The sequence below is a fragment of the Acidobacteriota bacterium genome, assembly GCA_016713675.1.
GTDB lineage: Bacteria > Acidobacteriota > Blastocatellia > Pyrinomonadales > Pyrinomonadaceae > OLB17.
Genome location: JADJOS010000004.1, coordinates 512,713 through 530,855 on the forward strand (window position 1 = coordinate 512,713; position 18,143 = coordinate 530,855).

At 50.6% G+C, this 18,143-nt stretch carries 15 protein-coding genes and 1 pseudogene; 9 read left to right on the forward strand and 7 right to left on the reverse strand.

The window, feature by feature from the left end; genetic code table 11:
- Window positions 1-48: 48 nt before the first annotated feature.
- From lon to IPK01_15760, 3 genes and pseudogenes are all read right to left on the reverse strand, one after another.
- A pseudogene (lon, locus tag IPK01_15750) lies at window positions 49-2,476 on the reverse strand (endopeptidase La).
- Between the two features lie 148 nt (window positions 2,477-2,624).
- A complete protein-coding gene (gene nrdR, locus IPK01_15755) occupies window positions 2,625-3,125 on the reverse strand; it encodes a transcriptional repressor NrdR (GenBank protein MBK7934891.1) in 501 nt (166 codons plus the stop codon).
- A 106-nt stretch (window positions 3,126-3,231) separates the two neighbouring features.
- Window positions 3,232-4,257, reverse strand: coding sequence for a flippase-like domain-containing protein (locus IPK01_15760; GenBank protein ID MBK7934892.1), 1,026 nt, complete (start codon window positions 4,255-4,257; stop codon window positions 3,232-3,234).
- A 723-nt stretch (window positions 4,258-4,980) separates the two neighbouring features.
- Between IPK01_15760 and IPK01_15765 the strand changes: the two genes are divergently transcribed.
- Window positions 4,981-7,086 (forward strand): elongation factor G, encoded by a 2,106-nt coding sequence (locus IPK01_15765; GenBank protein ID MBK7934893.1) that lies wholly within the window; start codon window positions 4,981-4,983, stop codon window positions 7,084-7,086.
- A gap of 64 nt (window positions 7,087-7,150) precedes the next feature.
- Here the strand turns inward: IPK01_15765 and IPK01_15770 are convergent, their stop codons facing one another.
- The gene (locus tag IPK01_15770; GenBank protein MBK7934894.1) at window positions 7,151-7,651 is read right to left on the reverse strand and encodes a hypothetical protein; all 501 of its coding nucleotides are present in this window, start codon (window positions 7,649-7,651) and stop codon (window positions 7,151-7,153) included.
- A 228-nt stretch (window positions 7,652-7,879) separates the two neighbouring features.
- On the opposite strand from IPK01_15770, the gene IPK01_15775 reads away from it, so the two are divergent.
- Entirely contained in the window at window positions 7,880-8,851 is a 972-nt protein-coding gene (locus IPK01_15775) for a DUF2911 domain-containing protein (GenBank protein MBK7934895.1), read from the forward strand.
- A gap of 82 nt (window positions 8,852-8,933) precedes the next feature.
- On the opposite strand, the gene IPK01_15780 is transcribed toward IPK01_15775, so the two are convergent.
- The 3 genes from IPK01_15780 to IPK01_15790 form a co-directional block, all read right to left on the reverse strand.
- A complete protein-coding gene (locus tag IPK01_15780; protein MBK7934896.1) occupies window positions 8,934-9,545 on the reverse strand; it encodes a cytochrome c3 family protein in 612 nt (203 codons plus the stop codon).
- Window positions 9,546-9,706: 161 nt separating this feature from the next.
- A complete protein-coding gene (gene bla, locus IPK01_15785; GenBank protein ID MBK7934897.1) occupies window positions 9,707-10,711 on the reverse strand; it encodes a class A beta-lactamase in 1,005 nt (334 codons plus the stop codon).
- Window positions 10,712-10,723: 12 nt separating this feature from the next.
- A complete protein-coding gene (locus IPK01_15790) occupies window positions 10,724-11,755 on the reverse strand; it encodes a gluconolaconase (protein ID MBK7934898.1) in 1,032 nt (343 codons plus the stop codon).
- Between the two features lie 368 nt (window positions 11,756-12,123).
- Here IPK01_15790 and IPK01_15795 point away from each other — a divergent pair, with 368 nt between their 5' ends.
- The 7 genes from IPK01_15795 to IPK01_15825 all read left to right on the forward strand — a co-directional run bounded on the left by IPK01_15795 (window position 12,124) and on the right by IPK01_15825 (window position 18,076).
- Window positions 12,124-12,717, forward strand: coding sequence for a sigma-70 family RNA polymerase sigma factor (locus IPK01_15795; protein ID MBK7934899.1), 594 nt, complete (start codon window positions 12,124-12,126; stop codon window positions 12,715-12,717).
- 1 nt (window position 12,718) lies between these two features.
- Window positions 12,719-12,877: a hypothetical protein gene (locus tag IPK01_15800; protein ID MBK7934900.1), complete on the forward strand. Its 159-nt coding sequence runs from the start codon at window positions 12,719-12,721 to the stop codon at window positions 12,875-12,877.
- Window positions 12,878-12,919: 42 nt separating this feature from the next.
- Complete coding sequence (locus IPK01_15805; GenBank protein ID MBK7934901.1) at window positions 12,920-13,702, forward strand: zf-HC2 domain-containing protein; 783 nt, start codon at window positions 12,920-12,922, stop codon at window positions 13,700-13,702.
- A complete protein-coding gene (locus IPK01_15810) occupies window positions 13,702-14,454 on the forward strand; it encodes a hypothetical protein (protein ID MBK7934902.1) in 753 nt (250 codons plus the stop codon). The genes IPK01_15805 and IPK01_15810 overlap by 1 nt, the downstream gene beginning before the upstream one ends.
- Window positions 14,455-14,482: 28 nt before the next feature.
- Window positions 14,483-14,695, forward strand: coding sequence for a hypothetical protein (locus IPK01_15815; GenBank protein ID MBK7934903.1), 213 nt, complete (start codon window positions 14,483-14,485; stop codon window positions 14,693-14,695).
- A 420-nt stretch (window positions 14,696-15,115) separates the two neighbouring features.
- Window positions 15,116-15,796 carry a M23 family metallopeptidase gene (locus tag IPK01_15820; protein MBK7934904.1) on the forward strand — a complete coding sequence of 227 codons (681 nt, stop codon included), beginning with the start codon at window positions 15,116-15,118 and terminating at the stop codon, window positions 15,794-15,796.
- Window positions 15,797-15,937: 141 nt separating this feature from the next.
- Complete coding sequence (locus IPK01_15825; GenBank protein MBK7934905.1) at window positions 15,938-18,076, forward strand: S46 family peptidase; 2,139 nt, start codon at window positions 15,938-15,940, stop codon at window positions 18,074-18,076.
- Window positions 18,077-18,143 lie beyond the last annotated feature (67 nt).

Genomic DNA, 18,143 nt, shown 5'->3' on the forward strand with positions numbered 1-18,143 from the left:
TACTCTGTCAAAACCGAAACTCCCCGTAAAATAAGGACATACGTTGATCTAACCCGCCTTCACAGCCTTCCCTTTTGGTTTCGCCGAGGGTAATACGGTCGGCTTAAGTGCGGCTTCAAATACTTGCCGCACATTATCAACAAATATAAATGTCAAATCATCTCGAACTTCCTGCGGAAGATCCTCAAGGTCCCGTTCATTGGGAGCCGGCATAATAACGGTCTTGATCTTTGCCCTGCGTGCCGCAAGAAGCTTTTCTTTGACGCCTCCGATCGGCAGTACGTTGCCGCGCAATGTTATTTCGCCGGTCATCGCAACATCCTTGCGGACAGGCCGCTGGGCGAGGACCGACACCAACGCCGTCGCCATCGTAATTCCTGCCGACGGCCCGTCTTTTGGGATCGCACCTTCCGGCAAATGGATGTGAATGTCGAAGTTCTCAAAAGCATCGTCGGGAATGCCGAGCTCGCCGGCACGTGCCTTTGCATACGAGAAGGCCGCCTGAGCAGATTCCTGCATGACCTCGCCGAGTTGACCGGTAAGCAACAGTTTACCCTTGCCCTTGGTCTTTAATGCCTCGATAAACAGAATGTCCCCGCCGACTGCGGTCCACGCAAGCCCCGTCACAGTACCGATCTCGTCCTTCTTGAGTGCCCCTTCGATATGGATCTTCGGCACTCGCAGATAATCCTTGAGATTCTCAGCATTAATGACAATTGGTATAAATTCCGCTTCAAGCTCAGCTTTTCGTCTTGCTACTTTCCGACATACTTTACCCAACTCGCGCTCTAACTGGCGAAGTCCTGCTTCCTGAGTGTATTCGCTTATGGTTCGAACTATCGCCTTTCGTTCAAATTTTATGTCCTTTTTCTTTAGGCCGTTCTCCTCGATCTGTTTCGGTATCAAATGCCGTTTTGCGATCTCGACCTTTTCCTCCTCGGTGTAGCCCGAGAGCGAAATTATCTCCATGCGATCCCGCAGAGCAGGCTGGATCGTATCCAGCACATTCGCGGTCGTCATAAACATCACATTCGACAAATCAAATGTCACACCCAGATAATTATCGCGAAATGCAAAGTTTTGCTCTGGATCGAGCACTTCGAGCAATGCCGACGAAGGATCGCCGCGAAAATCCGCTCCGACCTTGTCGATCTCGTCGAGCATGATCAGCGGATTGTTCGTCTCGGCTTGTTGGATCGCCTGCAAGATGCGACCCGGCATGGCACCGACGTATGTCCTCCGATGACCGCGGATCTCCGCCTCATCATGCAAACCGCCAAGCGAAAGCCGTACGAATTTACGGTTCAATGCCCTCGCGACCGAACGTCCGAGCGAGGTCTTACCAACTCCCGGAGGACCAACGAGACACAATATCGACCCCTTTGGCTTCTCTCGCAATTTGCGAACTGCCAATGACTCGACAATCCGTTCCTTAACTCGTTCAAGGCCGTAATGATCATCGTCGAGGATCTTCTCTGCCTTCACGAGATTCAAATTGTCTTTCGATGCGGCCGACCAAGGCAGATCGGTCATAATGTCGAGCCAATTGCGCAAGGTCGCGGTCTCGGCGGTATCGGGATGCATCCGTTCGAGCTTCTTGAGTTGCCGAAGCGCTTCCTCTTCGGCCGACTCGGGCATTTTTGATTTCAAGATCTTGTCGAGATATTGCTCTATCTCCTCGTATAGTTCATTCCCCTCACCAAGTTCTGCCTGGATAGCCTTGAGCTGTTGCCGGAGGAAATATTCGCGCTGGGATCGGTCGATATCTGCCCGAGCCTGCGTATTTATCTCGGCCTGAACGGTCAGCACATCGATCTCTTTGCTAAGCAATTCGTTGACCCGCCGAAGTCGCGGTATCGGATCGTGAATATCAAGAACACTCTGCGCGTCGTCAACCTTGAGTTCAAGATTCGACGCTGAAAGGTCAGCCAAACGTCCTGCGTCATCAAGATTTGCGATTATTGCCAGAACCTCCGGCGAGATATTCTTTCCCAACGAGGCTGCACGCTCGATCGAACCCCGCACATTACGAACAAGAGCCTCGACCTCGAGCGAATTATCTGGTGCCAGCGGCTCGGATATCGGCGTCACCTTCGCCTTTACATACTCGCCCTTGCCCGAAACCGAATCGATCTGGCAGCGCGAGAGTCCCTGGATGAGTATGCGAATGCCCATCAGGCAGTTTGAGCATCCTCATGATTATCGCAACAGTACCGACCTCAAACAGGTCCGCTTGTTCCGGCTCTTCCTTATTGACATCGCGTTGCGATACAAGCATGATCATTCGGTTTTCTTTGAGAGCTTCCTCCACCGCACGGATCGATCGATCACGCGATACAAATAGCGGCACGATCATGAACGGGTAAATCACAATATCGCGCAGCGGCAGAACCGGCAATTCTGACGGTATCTGCATCATTGGCTCAGTGATCTCGCCCTCTCCAAGCGAAACGGGAAATTCTTCGATCTCGACCATAAGTCTATGTTAGGGAAATTGACCAAAAAGGGCAAAGCATGAAAAATTCGCGGGACATCGTTGCAGATCGGAAAGGACATCGATCAATCGAACTACAAATTTACGTCCGACATGGTCGAATCGATGTTATATCCCCTATTTTCGATGGCTACTTTTTCTTTTTCTTTTTCGCGGCGACTGTGGATGCCGCCCTGCTTCGTGAACCGACGAGGACCTTTAGTTCGGACATGAATTCTGAAACGTCGGCAAATTCCAGATAAACCGAGGCGAAGCGAACGTAAGCGACTTTGTCGAGTGCCTTTAGTCGACGCATGATGATCTTCCCGATCTCGCTCGTGCCTAGTTCGCGGTCAAGCGAATCCTGTACGTTTTTTTCGACCTCATCGACAACTTTTTCGAGCTGAACGGTCGAAACAGGACGTTTCTCAGCGGCACGGAAGAGGCCGGCGAGCACCTTGTTTCGATCAAATTGCTCACGCTTGCCGTCTTTTTTGACGACCATATAAGGAATTTCGTCGATGCGTTCATAAGATGTGAACCGCCGGCCGCACCCCAAACACTCGCGGCGGCGGCGAATCGAATCACCGTCCTTCGCCTCACGCGAATCGACGACCTTGTCCTCAATATGTGCACAAAATGGACAGCGCATAGGCAGTTGTCAGTTGTCAGTTGTCGGTTTATCAATCGCAACTTGTCGTTTATCATCCACTGTTACGCGGAACGTCGGTATTTGTTTGCCGACTACTGACAGCTAACTACCGGCTACTGGTTTCGAATCCTGGCGAATCTGATTCGATCTCGCGCTCGGCGTTCTCGACCGAAAGTAATCTGCGGAAACGTTCGATGCTGATATCACCGTGAATAAAATAATATATACCAAAAAAGATCGCCGGTGCGAAATACACGAGATGCATTGCTATCGAAACGGCCGCTGCGTCCTCCGTTTGGATATCATTTTTCAAGAACAACAGGCTAGCTGCTGTTGCAGTATGAAAGGCCCCTGCCGCTCCGCCCGGTGTCGGCACAACCGAGCTTACCGCCGCAAATCCCATGATAAACAAAGCGTCGCTGAACGATATCGGCATGTCAAATGCCAACAACACCAACCAAGTAGGAATAGCGATCGAAAGCCACAGCAGAAACGTCCAGAAGGTTACATTTAAGAGCTCTTTCCAATCGCGAAGAATCGCCAGAGCCGCTGAGAGCTGCTTCAATATACTGACAAAGATTGCGTGAAGTCGAGCAGGGATCCATCTTCGGGTCGTAAATCTGTCGAACCATTCGATAAACCGCTCGGACCTACGCTGGTAGATCGCCAACGCCACAAAACCGACAACAACAGCTGTGAGCATCAGCCAGCCCACTATCTCGACGTATTCGAACTCAGTCTCTCGGCCCACGGGCGCCGAGAAAAGCAACAGGTTAAATGCAAAAAAGCATGTTAACGCAGCCATGTCAAAAATCCGTTCGAGCCCGAGCGTGACTAACGCCGCAGATGGCCTGACACGTTTGTCCCGCATCGGCAGCCACATCGGTCGCACGATCTCACCCATTCGCCCGATCAAGAATATGGCCGCAAAGCCGACGGTCGTCGTCGCAAACAACTCTCGCAGGCTGCTTTCAGTCACGGGTGCCAGTAGAACCTTCCATCGCACGGCCCGCAAAAAGTAGCCTATACAAATGATAAATACAGATCCCGCCAAATAGACCGGGTCTGCTCGCCGAAGACTAGACGATACCAACTGCCAATCCAAATTCCGGCCAAAAAACCACAGAATCAAGACAGCAACAAGTAGTAAAATTATGAACTTGAGGTATTTACGCAATTCCGTTGTTTCGAACCCGGATGACCGTTCGCTTCTGCTTGCAATTAAGATCTCCAATTTTGACATCATTTGCACAGTGACACTGCACAATCGATAAAGACAAAAGAGTACCGCATTTGAGATCTAAATTCTAAACAAAGTAGGTCAATAGCTGTAATTCGGCATCAGATATTGCTGCTTCCCCAATTTCGCACGCTAAGTTCAGGCCTACAGGACATTATCATTAAATCTTTTTCGAATTGAGCCTGCCCCACCGAAAAGGTGAGAAGGCAGAAACATATGTTCTCGTTCCTCGGAGAAACTTCTGAATTATCAAAGAATGCAGGTTCATCCGATCGATCCGAGTGATTTGACACAGCTCCAGGCCCACAAAGCAGATCTAAAATGTCACAACATTCAAAAGCCAAGTTTCGTCAGCATCGCAGGATCCATTTGAACATTTAGGATCGGATAAGAAATATAAACCAAATTTTTTCAATCCAGGAAAATAAAGAACCCCAAAAAACGGAGTTGCCCAACGTGGCTTCTTGCCATTCTGTTGCGTGTTGTTTACATTCAAGATTAGCCAACAATTTGACCGGTTTCGGGTTTCGTTCTTCGTGTTCCGAATTCGTACCCGCAACCTCCAAACTTGGACATCGTAACTCGAAACTTCAAGAAAAGGAGATCTTGCCGAAAATGAAAGCTTTTACAACTGAGAACATCAGGAATTTGGCTGTCATTGGACACGGCGACGCGGGTAAAACCCAACTCGTAAGTTCAATGATGCACGCCGCGGGAATGCCGGGCCGCTGGGGAAAGGTAGACGAAGGAACGACCGTTACCGATTACGATGAAGACTCGATAGAACGGAAAGTCTCGCTCAACAATAATTTCGCCCACCTCGAGTACAACGACACCAAGATTAACTTGATCGACACGCCCGGCTACGCCGCGTTCGTCTCGCACGCACGGCCCGCACTTCGCGTGGCCGACTGTGCTTTGGTCGTGGTTGACGGCGTTCACGGGATCGAAGTACAGACCGAGAAAACATGGCAGTACGCAAACGAGTTTATGCTGCCGCGGTTCATGGTTATCAACAAGATCGATAAAGAACATGCGGATTTCACACACGCACTCGATACTGCCGCTGATTCGTTTGCCCGGTCGATCGTGCCGTTCACACTTCCGATCGGCCGCGAAGGCAGCTTCCGCGGTGTGATCGACGTCGTTCATCAAAAAGCGTACGAATTTGACGCGGCTGGCAAAGCAAAACCGATCGGCATTCCGGGAGAAGAAAAGGCCCTACTCGATTCGACCCGCGAACGTCTTATCGAAATCGTCGCCGAATCCGACGATGCCCTGATGGAGAAATATTTTGAAAGCGGCACACTCCCTGAGGAAGACATCATCCCGAATCTCGCCCGTGCGATCGCCTCGAGCAAACTCTGTCCGGTCTACGCTGTGTCGGCAACAAACCTGGTTGGAGTACAGATATTGCTCGATCATCTCGTCGAGTTTGCACCAAACCCGGCAACACATGAGATGGAGTACGGTTTCAAAGACAACGAAATGACGGGTGAGCGTATCAACCGCAAATACAACAACAACGAACCGTTCTCAGCATACGTTTTTCGCACGATCGCCGATCCATTCGCGGGCCGCATCAATGTGATGAAGGTCGTCAGCGGTCGTGTAACGTCCGATGCAACTGTGCAAAACACCACACGCGATACGCCCGAACGGCTCGGGGCATTGCACGTCATCTCGGGCAAAACGCTCGACAAAGTTCCCGAAGCTGCGACCGGCGACATTATAGCCGTAGTTAAACTAAAGGATACGCAAACCGGCGACACGCTCGCAGACAAGGCAAAACCGATCGTCTATCCGAAGGTCGAATATCCCGAAGCCGCGATCGCATTTGCCATCGAGCCGAAATCGCGTGCCGACGAAGACAAGATCTCGTCCGCATTGCACAAGATATTAGAAGAAGACCCAAGCCTGCATTTCGATCGAGACCCGCAGACAAAGGAGTTTATCCTATCGGGCAGTGGGCAGCTTCATATTGAGACGGTCGTCAAGAAACTCGAACAGCGGTACCACGTCGAAGTCACGCTCCATCCGCCGAAGGTTCCGTATAAAGAGACCATCACGGCACAGGTCGAAGTTCAGGGCCGACATAAGAAACAGTCGGGCGGACGCGGACAGTTTGGCGATTGCAAATGCATATTTGAGCCGCTCGAACGCGGTGCCGGTTTCGAATGGGTCGACAAGATCTTCGGCGGTTCGGTTCCGCAGAATTTTCGCCCCGCCATCGAAAAAGGCATCATCGAAGCCGCTGCCGGTGGTGCCGTCGCCGGTTATCCGCTGATCGATTTTAAGGTGACTCTGATCGACGGCAGCTATCACGCAGTTGACAGTGACGAACACAGTTTCCGTGCAGCGGGCCGCAAAGCGTTTCGTGCGGCGATTGAAAAAGCGAAACCGACGCTGCTCGAACCGATCATGGATGTCGAGGTATTCACGCCGCAAGAAGTCTCCGGCGACATTATGGGCGACCTCAACTCACGGCGCGGCCGCGTTGGCGGAATGGAAGTACGCGGAAAACAACAGGTGATCAAAGCCAAGGTCCCACTCTCGGAAATGCTCGATTATCAGTCGAAACTCAATTCCGTGACGCAGGCCCGCGGATCGTATCACATGCAGTTCTCACATTACGATCCGCTTCCCGGCAACCTTGTTAAAAAGGTGGTCGACGAAGCGGTCGCGTCGGGCCGAGTAAGGGCCCACGAAGACGACGATTAATACAAGAAAGTGCCCGGACACTACGTGTTCGGGCACTATTATATTCGTGAGCCTTGGTCGCTAATTAGAAACCAAAAAAGCCGCCGTTGTTATTGTTTCCGCGGCGTTTGTTCCGAACGCGGTTCAATCCTTCCCGGTAGCCGCGTTGATAACCATCTTGATAGGCCTGCTGGTTGTTACCGTTATTTCCCTGCCCAAAGATCGTCCCGAAAATGCCCCCGTTATTTCCGTAACCCTGGTCATTGCCATAGCGGCCGTTACCGTTGGAATTTCCGCGTTGGCGATTCCGTGCGTCACGCATTCCCTGCCGTAGGCCATCGTTGTAGCCCTTTTGCATTGCGTAACGATAGCTCTGATTTCCACGACGGTCACGACCGTTATAGCGGTCGTCCTGATCGTAATTGCCATTTCGATCCTGATCTTCGTATCGGTCATTTCGATCATTACGGTCGCCGCGACGGTTCTGAGCATTAGCCCCAACAACCGAAAACGCCACAAATGCTAGTACCATGGCCGAAGCCAAACCGACGCTCTTTAATAGTTGATTTAATTTTGTTGTATTCATTACTTGCAATACCTCCGCGTCGGTTAGTGCGAACGCCGTGCCAGACTGACATTTGCACGTAAATACGGACTGATCGATTGTAAAAAGCTCACACGCATCACCAATTGGTATGCGATCACACTCGTTTCGGTCGCCCCGGCCGGCATAGTCTGAAACTAGAAAACAGACACGAACCTAAGGTATAATCTAGAGCAATACGATTTTTAAATATTCAGGGGGATCTTGATCATGCTAAATTCGCGTTCTATTTCTATTGTTGTACTTTGTTTCGTCATGTTCACCGGCGGCGTCCAATTGTCGTCCGGTCAAGCCCGTCCGCCTCTTCCACGTCCAAGCCAGAAGGCGGGTGTGATGCAGGTCGTTGGCACTACCGACATTTCTGTTTCGTACAGCCGCCCGGCGGTAAAGGGCCGCAAAGTCTTCGGCGATTGGCCGACGCCTGTTGCGGGTGAAGCAACGCTTGACGACGGCCGCATCCGGCCCGAGGGCGCGCCTCTCGTTCCGAACGATCACATCTGGCGTGCGGGAGCTAATGAGGCTACATTGTTTACAGTCGCCGACGATGTTTTGATCAACGGCCAGCACCTAGCTGCCGGCAAATACAGCATGCATATGATCCCTGGGAAAGCCGATTGGACAATAATCTTTAATAAGGATGACGGTCAATGGGGCAGCTTTACATATAATAAACAGAAAGATGCTCTCCGTGTAAAAGCTAAAGCCGAATGGGTCGCTGACAATAAGGAGCTTCTCACATTCGGATTCGAAAATGTCGGTGAGAAAACGGCTACTCTGTATCTTCGTTGGGAAAAGGTAAAGGTGCCTTTCACAATTGAGGTAAAGGACGTTGTTGGCTCGACAATGACGCGGCTAAAAGCTTACGTTGCCGCGGCCAAGTCCGATGATCCCGGACCGCGGATCAACGCCGGCAATTACGCCAAAGCTAACAAGCAGATCGAGCAGGCCAATGCTTGGTTCGAAGAGGCTCTCAGGATCAACGAGACGATGGTCGGCATAAAGGAGACTTTCCAAAACCTGCAGCGTAAGGCAACGATCCTGCTCAATCTTGGTCGTAGCGCTGACGCACTAGCGGCCGCAGAGCGTGCTGTCGTTGTTGGAAAGGCTGATCCGACGATCAACGCCACAGATATCGCCACGCTCGAGAAACGGATCGCGGATATTAAAGCCGGCAAGAACTAACCACTAAAAATCAAGAAAAGACACGAACGGAATGAAAGATCCTTTCGTGTCTTTTTGGGTGTAATTTGGCGGCTTACAATTTTTAGGCCGCCTTCTTGTGGCACATCATACATTGCGTTTGGATAGGACCCTTTTGCAATGGACGAGTCATTTTCACTTCCGAGTGGCAACCTGCACATGTTCGGTGAAACGCAGTTTGGTTGTTAAGCGTTATGATCGCCGGGCTTCCTTCGTGTTTGACCTCGGGAATGGCATCGATCAATTTAGGCTTTTCGCCGGTTCTTGCATGACAATCGCGGCATGCCGCAACTCCAGCAGCCTTTGCATCCTTTCCAAACAACTCACTCGTTAACGTTGTGGTCCGGTCAACCGGCCAGGCGGTCTTCAGCGGCGGAAACTTCGCGATCTCAGCTGCAGGCCTTGCAGTATGGTGGCAAGCAATACATGCGATCGCATTGGACTGATCTATCGTGTACGCTCCGCCATTGTGCTTGGCGTGACTAAACGTGACCTGGCCAAGTTTGGCGTCTTTGGAAAGAATGATGGTTTCAGGCATCGTCTGAGTATTAACATTAGCTGCTGGGGCTTCCGTCTTTTGAGCGAGGCTTGGAATGCTTGCAAATTCACTCAAAACAAATACAAGCCCCAAAGCCAGCAAACCGGCCGTGAGCATCAAAACACTATTTTTCTTCATCACTACTTCCTCCTTGAAACGACATAAGAACACATTAGAAAAACGCGCCGTGAATCTCCGAATCGTGGGGAGACAACTCCACTATACGCCTATTGGCGTTTTGCACAAAGCATGAATCATTTGTGAACGTTGCTATTCGAAGCTTGATACAAAATTCAAAACTAGATCTTGCTCCAATTATCCCAACATGCCTTTGCAATCCTTGCGATCACGGCCTCGCGGGTCATTTCATCGGCGGGCGAATCGGAGACGAAGACGGCGATCGCGATGTGCTTGCCGTTAGGCATTGTGACAATGCCGACATCGTTTGTCGCTCCGGTGATACCGTTTTGCGTGCCGCCGGTGCCGGTTTTGTGTGCGACAACTGAGTTTTTCGGCAAATTACCCTTGAGACGCTTTTGGCCTGGAAGCGAAGTCGCCATTGAGGCAACAATAAACATGTAACCGCCGGTCGGAGCAGCCGGTTTCCCACCGTCGCGAAACCGGTCGTTCTCGGTGCCATGGGCAGATTGCAGCCATCGCAGCAGTTCGACACTCGCCATCGGTGTTGCCCAATTGTCATATTGTGTTTGCCAATCCTTACCTATCTCTTTTTCGGTGTTAACGACCTTCATGTCCTGGATGCCGAGCAAGCCAAGGTACGATTGGATCTCAGTCGCTCCGCCCGCGAAACGCAATAGGACATCACTAGCGGTGCCGTCGGACTCTACTAATGACAGCCTGATGAGTTCGCGGATGGTGAATTCACCTCCGTTTGGGTTGGCGTCTCGGAGCGGCGAACGCATGCCCGCACGCACAAAATCTTCCCTCGTGACGCCGATCTTCTCGTCGAGGTCGAGTTCGCCGCGTTTGATCTGTTCCATCACGGCCATCGCGATCGGCAGTTTGTAGACGCTCTGCATTGGAAACCGCTGATCAGCGTTGAGCGTGGCCGCTTCACCGGTTTCGAGCAGAACCGCCGCGACACCGACCTTTCCTTTCGTATCCTTCGCGATCTCGGCAATCTGCTTCTCAAGCTCTGAGTCCGGAACCAATACCGTCTTTGGCAACGGCGTTGACCAAGGAGCAGGCTCGGGTGTAGGAAACTCGTTTGGCACCGAAATACCTGCTCGGCATCCAGCTACTGCAAACAAAGAACCAAGCAGTATCAATTTTTTCAACTGCATAATCTCTACTATCTACCGATCAGGTAAAAATCCTTGTATTCCACACGGCACTGAATATACACTGTCGCCCGTAGCCACGATCAGATCACCCTTACGCGTGAAACACAAACCTACGATATTGTTTCCTGCAACAAAGTGCTTGGCCGTCTTACCGTCTGCCGAGACCTGAACAACACCGTGTCGGCCCTTGTAGCATGCTGCAATGTAAAGATCTCCGGATCTACTAAACGCCAACCCTTGCGGACGTCCGAATCCGCGGAAAAACTCCTCATCAAAGCCTTCGCTATCTACCACGTGGATCGCGTCATGGCTCGCAAGTCCCGGCGCAGTAACATACAAACGGCCGTCGATGCCGAATGCCATGTGATATGCTGCGACCGACGGTTCCATCACCGTGAAGATTTCGACGTCGCCACTATCGCGAACGCGATGGATCCTGCCGGAACGGTCGCCGACATACATCAGGTTTTCTGCGTCAAAGGCAATGCCCGTCGCGATCCCAAGCCCAGTCGCATAAACCGTTGCCCTTCCATCCGGAGAAACCTCAAAGACCTCGCCCTCGGCTCGATTCGTGACAAACATCCTGCCTTCGACGTCAAATGCGATGCCGGATGGATTGAGGATCGGCTCCGGCAGTTCGTCGAGATAGCCGTCGGGTTCGAGGCGAAAGAGCGTAACCGGCAATTGCTGGCCGCGTCCGCCGCTGCGCGTCAAAATTATTGCGTCCGTATTCGGATCGACCGCCGGATTTGCGACCAAATGCATATTATCGGCAATCCGACGGCCGATAACCACATCAAATGGCTCACTCTGCGCACCGCCGCTCTCTAGGTGAAGGTGCGTGTGCTCACCTGCAACATCATTCGGCACTTTCGCGAGGATGTGAGACGACGATGCCGCTGTTATTCCGCACTGAACCCCGCCGATGTAAACTCCGTGGCCACTTCCCAGTGTGACGTGAAACCCTTCGCAATCAATGGCGATCTCGCCGCCCGCTATAGCAAATGGCGGATCCACCGCTGTTATTCTTCCTGCTTGATTCATTACTTCCCGATTTTACGTCGCTTCATTCTCTGTGTCGAACAGTCACTTCGAAACCACTATCGTTGTAAACGACATTGCACCCACAAAGTGCCCGACCGACACCGACAAATCCGTTATGGCTGCGGCACATTGCATGTTTTACTACAAAGCAGCAAATCGGTCAGGAATGCCGGAAAATTGTTTAATTTCGGTCCGTGGGGTTGGGACATTCAAGAATGTAGAAAGACTCGGGATCGCAGATTGGGGTTTTGTCATAGAATTCTGCTATCTTTTTGTTGGAACTTTTGTTTTTTGGGCTTCGTAAGCTGTTCTTGACAAGGCGGAGTTTCGTGCTTTGATCGAGAGTCGGTTAGCGGAGAAAGACGATTTTGGAAGCATTAAAGGCTGTGTCCGAAATTAACGGTGCGGAACTCATCAGGCGTGCACGTGCAGGCGACGGCGCGGCGTGGGAAGATATTGTCACTGCGTATTCGCGGCGGATATTCAACCTTGCATACCGATTCACTTCGAACGGCGACGCGGCCGAGGACCTCACGCAGGAAGTCTTTATTCGTATATATCGAACACTCGATCAATACGATCCAAAACAAGGTGACCTGTCGAACTGGCTAATGCGGCTCGCACGCAATTTGATAATCGACGATTACCGCCACCGCCAGCGTAATCCGCAAAATTCGATGGCTGATGCCGTCGATGATCATAGCTACCATCTTCGTGCGGTCGGAACTTCCGCTCACAAGGAGATGGAGCGAAAGGAACTCGCCGGACAAGTGCAAGAGGGCATCGATAAGCTTCCGGAAGACCTGCGAACGTGTGTGATATTGAGAGACATCGAAGAACTGACCTATCAGGAGATCGTCGATGTATTGAAAATACCAGAAGGAACGGTTAAATCGAGGATAAACCGAGGACGAATAGAACTGGCGAAGATATTAAGAAGGATGAGAGTGGTGGCGATCTAGTATGAATGAGCCTGACAAACATAAGTCCTCGATCGATGAATCTGTTGCACGAGCGGGAGTCGAAACGGAAAGCGAATCGGCCATTGAGATTGTGGTAGACGCAATAGACATGTTTGGAACGGTTGCCGGCGATCTTTTGGATCTCTCGGACATTGTTTAGAAGAAGCGGCGCGATAAGAACCATCGATGGGTTAAAGAATTTATGATCAAGGAGCAGAATACAAGCGTAAATTGTTCACAGTTCGAAGAGCTGCTGACCGATTATTTGGACAAGGCACTTGCTCCTTTGGTTAATAAATCGGTAGCGGAACACGCACTTGCTTGCCCTCTTTGCCACTCGCTGCTCAATGATGTCCGTGAATCGCTGGAAATTTGCCATGAGATCTCTGCTCCGAAAGTGTCATTGACGCGGCTCGAAGCTCGAGTCCTGTCGATGACAATGCCCGAGACCTCGATGATCTGCGAAGACTTCGAAGGCTACTTGACCGATTATCTCGACGGATTTTTACCGGCAAATGTTTTCCACCGCTGGGAACGCCACGCTGTTCTTTGCGGCACGTGCGAAGACCTTCCCGGCATGGTGGTACGTTCGATCGCGGCATGCTATTCGTCCAAGACGGAGGAACTCCCGGTACCGGCCGGATTGCACAATAGTATTTTGCAGGCGACGATCGGCACGTTGGTTGCAAAAGAAGTCAAAGCATCGTGGGTTTCGCAGGTTGGCGAATTCGTCCGCGGCCTGCGAGTCCCGATCGGTATCCCGCAATTCGCTTCGGTAGCGATGATGCTGCTGGTCGCGTTCATGGTTTTCAGCCAGAGCGTTTCGGCTGACGGTTCGCTGTCGAATGTTTATCAGCAGGGATTTGAGTTGGCTGAGCAAACTTATAAGCAGAGCACCGAAGTTTGGACAGGAACTAAAGAGGTAAACTCGAAACAAGAGCCGGTGACCGGCACGACGTACGTGGAGAATGAGGAAAAGCGTTAATGAACTGTGTTTATCACACACATAACGGAGCGGTGGTAAATTGCAACGGGTGCGGCAAACCGCTTTGCCCCGCTTGCGATCATCGTATCAAGGGCTTTCCCTATTGTCAGGACTGTATCGTTTTGGGCGTTGACCTGCTCCGCCAGCAGAGCCAATCAAACTACGCACCTTTCGTCAAAAAGCGGACTTCACCCGTGATCGCGACATTTCTTTCGATGATCTGCCCGGGACTCGGAGCAGCGTATAACGGACAAACTACGAAAGCTATTGTCTACTTCGCCGTCTTTGTTGGTTTGTTCCAAATGGCAGTTTTGACGGGGACGCCGTTGTTTGTACTTGGATTCATGGGAATGTGGGCATTCTCGGCACTCGATTCATGGAGGACCGCACAAGCGATCCGCTCTGGTGTAACGCCTGATGTTGCCGAAGACATTCTCGTTAAACGTTTTTCGGGTAATCCGAAGCTGTGGGGCATAATATTGACTGTTCTTGGCGTCGCTTTCTTGTTCCAGCGATTGTTCAACACCGGCTTTCTCATGAGAGCCATTTTGCCGGTACTTCTGATCGGTTTGGGTGCATACATTTTGCGAGGCTACCTCTTTAAGCCAAAATCAGATATCACGGTCTCGGGGCCCGCAAATTCGGCATCGACGAGCTTTGCGTTGACACAGCCGGAGTACAGGCCGACGAACTACAACCCGGACGAAGATTTTGCAACACGTTCACGATTTGGCAGTTGGAAAGATAGATAAATATTTGCGGTAAATAAGGAGTAGTTATATGCCGGTTTGGTTAGCAGTTGCGTCAAAATGGGGAAGCATTGTGGTTCTGGTGGGTCTTGTCATTGCTCTTATGAAAGCTCTGATCGGATTCGTTGGTTTTGTCACATTAGCACTTAAAATATTGATTGTACTTTTATTCGTTGCGGTATTCGCCGGCGTCGCGTTCTTAGTGTTCAGGGCATGGCAGAGCAATGCTAAACGTCCGGATTAGAACGACAATTTCGATCAAAGTTCTTAATAAGCTGACTGGAGGGGCTGGTTTTGTCATTTGCCTTTTCAGTCAGCTTGTGGTCTTATATAGGTTCCTCATATTTATTTATTAGTAATTATTTGGAAGATTACAATTAGTTGATTTCCCACGCCAACGAGAGTTTAGTTTTGCATATTTCACTCTTGTAAACGGTTTCGCGTTAGTCGCTCGCGGCTATTCTTGCGTGATTCCACGTAACAGAACGTTAAATTTCTGTTGCGAGATCATTAAAAGGAGCTTTAAGGCATAATGCAGAAAAACGACAAGTTTTATACTTTTCTTTTATCTCAATCATCAAAAAAAGGCGTTTACATTCGCCGGATATCTATTTCAAAAAGTCTTATTCATTTTGGTTCAGTTGGTGTTTTTCTTTTCGTAGGCATGCTTAGCCTGGGTATTGGCGTTAGTGGTTTTGTTCGCACGACGGCTTTCGCGAAAGATCTTGAAACGGCCAATGTTTCTACTCAACTCGCTTCTGTACCCCCGCAGCAGACCCAGACCATCGACTACTCTCGGCCGAACTCGGGCCAGGATTATTCGGTGAACAGCGGCGGTCCTGAGGATCAAACCGAAGACGATGCCGAAGACCTAGCCCTCGAAAATCAAATCAGAACAATTCAATCGATAATGCCGGCGGCGAATATCCCGAATATGTGGGCTCACCTCGGTAAGATCAACAACGAATTCGGTTTCCGCCGTAATCCGTTCGGCGGCCGCTCATATGAGTTTCATGCCGGAATGGACATTGATGGCGAACGCGGCGACATCGTCGTGGCCCCAGGTGCCGGCACAGTCATAAAGGCTGGATGGACAGGCGGTTACGGCAACATGATCGAGATCGACCACGGCAACGGTTTGACAACCCGATATGGTCACCTATCAAAGATCGACGTTGCGGTTGGAGAATCGGCGACTCGCGGGCAGTTGATCGGCTACGTTGGCTCGACTGGACGTTCTACCGGCCCGCATCTTCATTTTGAATTTCGCCTGAACGAACGCTCGATCAATCCGCGTCACTTTCTGCCGCAGGAACCAGTCGAAATCGCTAAGGCAGGGAAATAATTATCTTTTGACTCTGAATTGAAAAGCGGGCTGCACGTTGCATCTCGCTTTTTTTCATTGGTTGGCAATCGCCAGTGTATGCCGATATAATGTCGAGACATCCTGTACGGAAATTTATCATTGTTCTACAAAGGATCTAACATGAAAAAGAAACTCTTTGCCTCGTATCTATTTCTTCTTGCAACTTTGCTTTCATCATGCTCACCCTCATTAGCAATTGATGAGGGAATGTTCGTTCCCGGCCAGATCGCCGGGCTTCCATTGAAAAAGAAAGGGCTTAAGATCAAGCCGAACGAGATCTATGACCCAGCCGGAGGCGGATTGACTGATGCGATCATTCGATTAGATAGCGGGTGTTCGGCTGAGTTTGTTTCGGCTGACGGTTTGATATTAACAAATCACCATTGTGCATTTTCCGCGATCGTCGCGGCTTCAACGCCGGAGAAGGATCTGGTTGAAACAGGATTTAATGCCGGTAGCCGAGCAGGCGAGATCCCTGCAAAAGATTATTCGATAACGATGACCCAACGGATAGAGGACGTTACTGCGAAGATCAAGGCGGGTACGGAAAATCTTTCGGGTGCAGAACTTGCGGCAGCTATAAAACGGAATACCGACGCATTGCAGGCTGAAGAGACTGCAAAAGCCCCAAAAGGTTCCACAATTCGCATTCAGATGATCGACAGCGGTTACTTCTATTACCTCTATCAAACGAGCGAGTTGAAAGACATACGTGTAGTCTTTGCTCCGCCTCGAAATATTGGCGTCTTCGGCGGAGACCCAGACAATTTTGAGTGGACACGTCACACTGGTGATTTTGCCTTCTTGCGAGCCTATTCCGCTCCGGATGGTTCGCCGGCAGAATACTCGCCCAATAATGTACCTTACAAAGCCAAGAAATTCTTAGCCGTCAATATCGGCGGACTCAAAGAAAATGACTTCGTTTTTGTCCTCGGGTTTCCAGGTGGCACCACGCGATATCGTGAAAGCCAGTCGATCCAATTTGCACGAGATGCAAACTTTCCCTTTCTCACCGCGTGGCTTGGCCAGTTAGCGTCAGTGCTTAAACAGATAGGCTCAACTGACGAAGAAAAACGCATTAGGTTTCAGGATGACATTGCAAATTACGATAACTCGCGAAAAGCCTACGGCGGCGGCTATCTTCGCCTAAGACGAGCAAATGTCGTGCAGCAAAGACAAGCCGAAGAGGCGAAGATGGCAACCTGGATCGCGGCTGACCCTGCACGTCAAAAGAAATACGGGGGGGTGCTGGCTGAGCTGAAAGCTCTTTCCGAAGAATCCAATGCAACTGCAAGACGCGACGTCATGATGCGGCGTTTTCCGGATCCGATCTCAGGGGCTGTTTCTGGCCAATTGGTCGCTGCGGCCACCGCTGTTAAGCAAGGCCGGAAGCTCAAGGACGGAGATGCTGAAAAGATCCGTGAAGCTCTAGCTAATCATGAACCGTTTTTTGAGCGGGAAATGCTCAAATTCTTTTTCAAGAAGTTTGACGAACTGCCTGTTGGTGAACGATTCGCCGCGGCCGATCAGAAATTCGAAAATAAGAAGGGCAAGGCTAGACGCGATGCCGAAGCCGCATTTGCCGCAGAGATAGTCGATGGACCTTTTGCTTCGGCCGACAATATTCTCGCTCTGTACAGTTTGTCGTGGGCTGAAATGCAGGCGAAACATCCGTTTATGGCGGCCATCGTCGATGAACGCCAGGCTCTTGGAGCTCGTGGAGCCAAATTCGGAGCAAATATTGATCGCCTTCGCCAGCTCTACATGGAGGCCTTAACAGGCATGCGGGGGACCACAACGATTTATCCGGACGCAAATTTCACAATGCGTTTCTCGTATGGAAACGTAAAAGGCTATCAGTCGCGTGAATCAGAGTATCGTTCACCGTTTACTACCATGAAAGGTATGATCGAGAAAGACACCGGCGAAATTCCGTTCGATGCACCGCAAAAGCTCAAAGATCTTCAGGCTTCCAAGGACTTTGGGCGATATGGAGAAGGGGACAGCGTTGTGGTGAACTTTCTATCTACAACGGACATCATCGGTGGTAATTCGGGAAGTCCTATCTTGAACGGCAATGGCGAACAGGTAGGAATTTGCTTCGACGGCAACTTCGAAGGGCTCGGAAACGACTTCTATTATGATTACAATACTAACCGAACGATCTCGGTGGATATTCGCTATGTATTGTTCGTGACCGAAAAATTCGGGAACGCTAAATGGGTTGTCGATGAAATGAAGCTGGTAGGCGGCAAATAGCAGCCTTCCTGTCCAAATCGTCAATTGGTGAAAGACGCGAATCAGAGGCTCTGCTCTCTGATTCGCG

Excerpts from the sequence above, each read along its gene's own strand:
- IPK01_15775 (MBK7934895.1), top strand. The coding sequence starts at position 7,880 with ATGCTAAATTCGCGTTCTATTTCTATTGTTGTACTTTGTTTCGTCATG.
- IPK01_15825 (MBK7934905.1), top strand. The coding sequence starts at position 15,938 with ATGAAAAAGAAACTCTTTGCCTCGTATCTATTTCTTCTTGCAACTTTG.
- IPK01_15765 (MBK7934893.1), top strand. The coding sequence starts at position 4,981 with ATGAAAGCTTTTACAACTGAGAACATCAGGAATTTGGCTGTCATTGGA.
- IPK01_15790 (MBK7934898.1), bottom strand. The coding sequence starts at position 11,755 with ATGAATCAAGCAGGAAGAATAACAGCGGTGGATCCGCCATTTGCTATA.
- IPK01_15780 (MBK7934896.1), bottom strand. The coding sequence starts at position 9,545 with ATGAAGAAAAATAGTGTTTTGATGCTCACGGCCGGTTTGCTGGCTTTG.
- IPK01_15820 (MBK7934904.1), top strand. The coding sequence starts at position 15,116 with ATGCTTAGCCTGGGTATTGGCGTTAGTGGTTTTGTTCGCACGACGGCT.
- IPK01_15770 (MBK7934894.1), bottom strand. The coding sequence starts at position 7,651 with ATGAATACAACAAAATTAAATCAACTATTAAAGAGCGTCGGTTTGGCT.
- IPK01_15815 (MBK7934903.1), top strand. The coding sequence starts at position 14,483 with ATGCCGGTTTGGTTAGCAGTTGCGTCAAAATGGGGAAGCATTGTGGTT.
- bla (MBK7934897.1), bottom strand. The coding sequence starts at position 10,711 with ATGCAGTTGAAAAAATTGATACTGCTTGGTTCTTTGTTTGCAGTAGCT.
- nrdR (MBK7934891.1), bottom strand. The coding sequence starts at position 3,125 with ATGCGCTGTCCATTTTGTGCACATATTGAGGACAAGGTCGTCGATTCG.
- IPK01_15800 (MBK7934900.1), top strand. The coding sequence starts at position 12,719 with ATGAATGAGCCTGACAAACATAAGTCCTCGATCGATGAATCTGTTGCA.
- IPK01_15810 (MBK7934902.1), top strand. The coding sequence starts at position 13,702 with ATGAACTGTGTTTATCACACACATAACGGAGCGGTGGTAAATTGCAAC.
- IPK01_15805 (MBK7934901.1), top strand. The coding sequence starts at position 12,920 with ATGATCAAGGAGCAGAATACAAGCGTAAATTGTTCACAGTTCGAAGAG.